Origin of the sequence: Yoonia sp. (genome assembly GCF_017854415.1) — a bacterium.
GTDB lineage: Bacteria > Pseudomonadota > Alphaproteobacteria > Rhodobacterales > Rhodobacteraceae > Yoonia.
Genome location: NZ_JAFMHR010000227.1, coordinates 1 through 2,621, shown reverse-complemented (window position 1 = coordinate 2,621; position 2,621 = coordinate 1). Strand labels below are relative to the sequence as shown.

Sequence of the window (2,621 nt, the reverse complement as noted above, 5' to 3'; positions counted from 1 at the left end):
GCTTTGCTAACAATCTTTATGCAAGCAACGGCAGCCATAGCGCAAGTCGAAGACCAAGGCTTCAAGCCAGACGATGCCGAGTTCTTAAATTCCTGCGCATCGTGCCACGGTGCAAACGGCAAGGGAGCGGGTTTTTTGACGCGATTGTTTCGCGGCATTGATCCTGGTGATCTGACACAGCTTGCGGCTAACAATGACGGCCAGTTCCCGTATGATAGGGTCTACCACGTTATCGACGGTCGCGATGATATTGCCGCACATGGGGATCGCAAAATGCCCGTCTGGGGTGATCGGTATATGGCGTCATCGATGAGCCAATTCGGCCCTGACGAAGTGAACCAGTTTCGCGTCAGGTCGAGTATTCTGGAATTGACCAACTTCATCCAATCCATCCAAGTTCGCTAACGTCAAAGTGCATGGACAGGCCTCCGACAAGTGTCGCGCAGATCAAACGATTGATCGAAGGCAATAGCGATGATGGCGCGGCTGTGTTGCTTCACGAAACCAGCAAGTCATGGATTTTTTTGACACAAGACCGCGTCTATAAATTGAAAAAGCAGGTGCGCGACGATCTGCAGGATTTGACCTCGTTGCGCGCACGCTTTGACAACTGCTTGACAGAAGTTGACCTTAACAGACGTCTGGCCCCCGACACGTATCTCGGGGTTATCCGCGTCGTGAGGCACAGCGACGGATCGCTGGGCCTTGGTGGTATTGCGGACACCGTAGACTGGTTGGTGGAAATGCAACGTCTGCCCAACGACAAAATGCTCGATGGCATCGCGGCGGATCAGACCCTTCCACCTGCCAAAATCAGGTTTCTCGTCGATCAGCTTGCGGAACGACTATCTGGGTTCTATGCGGTTTGCCCTGCATCGCAGCTCAATGCCGCAGAGCTGATGAACATCTTTCACGACCAACAAGAAATGAACTCAATGTGTTTGCGAAACCCGCTGTTTGCGGAATTCCGTCCACGTTTCGAAGCCGTCTTTGACGCGCTGGAGATTGCGTTTTCGCGGCATTTCTCGTTATTCGAGACCCGCGTGAAAGCAGGGTGGATACGGGAATGCCACGGTGATCTGCGGCCCGAGCATATTTGTATGACGACCCCGCCCATTGTGTTTGACTGTCTTGAATTCAACCGAAACTTGCGGCTGGTCGATCCCTTTAGCGAAATCATGTTTCTAGGAATGGAGGCAGCAATACTGGGGCTTGAGTGGATCAAACCGACATTGATCGCACATCTTACCACTGGTCTGGGGGAATGCCCTGCACCAGAATTGCTCGGCTTGTATGAAACACAACACGCTTTGTTGCGCACGCGCCTATGCCTTGCGCATTTGTTGATGACAAACCCTAGAACCCCAGAGAAATGGCTGCCATTGGGCCTGCGCTATTTTGATGTGGCCGAACGCAGTCTATTTGGGCCGAACGGATTGGCTCGCTAAAACGCAACTTTGCGTAGCACTCTCGCAAATTCATCTGCCGTATCAGCGATTTCTAGTCGATGGGTTTTGGTCCCGTCGGGCAGCCGGAAAGGTGCGATGCTGTCGCTAACAAAAACCCGTTCAAAGTCATCGCCGGAGAACAGCCCCTCTGCACCCTGCGTGAACAGCCCGTGCGCCGCCAATGCATAGACTTTTGTGGCTCCGCGCGCCTTACACGCGCGCGCCGCCGCAATCATAGTGCCGCCCGATGCGATCATATCGTCAACGATCACGACGGCACTATTTTGGTAATTGCCGATGGCATCACCGCTGGTCATAATCCCACCGCTACGGCGTTTCTCCATAAACCCAAATCCGACCTCGCGCCCCAAACGGTCCTGCAGACTGTCCCTGAACAACTGGGCGCGTTTCACGCCGCCTGAATCGGGCGACATCACAACTATCGGCTCTGTGCCAAGCCTGAACGCTATGAGGTCCTCAAAGACATCGCCAATCTCAAGGTGGTGTGTGCGTATGCGAAACGCGTTTTGGAAAGCCGCTAGATTGTGCACCTCAAGGGTGATGATCTCGTCACAGTTTACCGCTGCGAACAGGTCCGCGACATATCTTGTCGTGACGGGGTCTTGCGGTTTGGTCCTGCGATCCTTGCGCCCATAACAAAGAAAAGGCACCAAAACGGTCACGCGCCTTGCGCCATGATCGCGCATCGTCGCAATCAGAAAAAGGAGAATACAAAGCTTGTCGTGAACGCTGTGATCGGGTCCATCATAAAGACTTTGGATGATGCACACATGGTCGTTGGCAACGTCGCAAAGTGGGCGAATTTTGCTTTCGCCGTCAGAAAATCCGCGAAATTCCAGCTTGGACAAAGTGATCCCCAGAGCTGAAGCAATGCGTGCGCCGTGGGCTTGACTGTCCGGCAGTGCAAACAGACGCATCACGCGCCCTCCTGAGCGCTCAAAAATCTGGCGCGCCGTTCCAACGCGTCCGTGACGTCTAGGTCGCTGTTCTGGCGAAAACTTTGATAGGCGTTTCCGACTTCCCTAAACGGGGTCGGCTGATACAAACAGATGGTGTCATAGACAAGCCCTCGCAATGATGCCAGCGCAGTGGGCGGCGCCTTCGGGAGCGCCATTATGATCCGCGTTACGCCGCAACCTTTCAACGCCAGCT

At 54.0% G+C, this 2,621-nt stretch carries 3 protein-coding genes and 1 pseudogene; 2 read left to right on the top strand and 2 right to left on the bottom strand.

Annotated elements, in window-relative coordinates; all coding sequences use genetic code 11:
- On the top strand, window positions 1-405 hold a 405-nt coding region (locus tag QZ197_RS15790), incomplete at its 5' end, for a c-type cytochrome (protein WP_296433179.1).
- An 11-nt stretch (window positions 406-416) separates the two neighbouring features.
- A complete protein-coding gene (locus QZ197_RS15785) occupies window positions 417-1,448 on the top strand; it encodes a hypothetical protein (RefSeq protein ID WP_296433178.1) in 1,032 nt (343 codons plus the stop codon).
- On the opposite strand, the gene prs is transcribed toward QZ197_RS15785, so the two are convergent.
- A complete protein-coding gene (gene prs / locus QZ197_RS15780; protein ID WP_296433176.1) occupies window positions 1,445-2,386 on the bottom strand; it encodes a ribose-phosphate diphosphokinase in 942 nt (313 codons plus the stop codon). The two genes, QZ197_RS15785 and prs, sit on opposite strands and share 4 nt — an antisense overlap.
- Window positions 2,386-2,621: pseudogene (locus tag QZ197_RS15775) on the bottom strand (hypothetical protein); the annotation flags it as partial. The pseudogene QZ197_RS15775 and the gene prs, both read right to left, overlap by 1 nt.

Bases quoted from the DNA above. Each gene is read 5' to 3' on its own strand.
- QZ197_RS15785 (WP_296433178.1), top strand. From the start codon at position 417: ATGGACAGGCCTCCGACAAGTGTCGCGCAGATCAAACGATTGATCGAA.
- prs (WP_296433176.1), bottom strand. From the start codon at position 2,386: ATGCGTCTGTTTGCACTGCCGGACAGTCAAGCCCACGGCGCACGCATT.